General features: G+C 33.3%; 1 protein-coding gene. It reads left to right on the forward strand.

The features are described 5' to 3' along the window. Nucleotides 1-31: 31 nt before the first annotated feature. Nucleotides 32-216 (forward strand): hypothetical protein (locus MM817_RS16770; protein WP_241717218.1); only part of this gene is annotated, 185 nt, incomplete at its 3' end.

A 216-nucleotide genomic window follows, 5' to 3' on the forward strand; every position in this document is an offset into this window, starting at 1 on the left:
TTTTGAATGAATGGTATATGATTTTTTATACATGCAATTGCGGCACCTGGGCAACCTGTATATACCTGTATTGATTAAGGATGGATATCTATTGATTAAGGATGGATATCTATTGATTAAGGATGGATATCTATTGATTAAGGATGGACATATCAGCCCACAGCAGTTAATGGTCTTGTTTTTTATCCTCATTGTTGGGAAATTAACAAATTCAAG

Origin of the sequence: Sulfoacidibacillus ferrooxidans, from assembly GCF_022606465.1 — a bacterium.
GTDB classification, from domain to species: Bacteria; Bacillota; Bacilli; order Alicyclobacillales; family SLC66; genus Sulfoacidibacillus; species Sulfoacidibacillus ferrooxidans.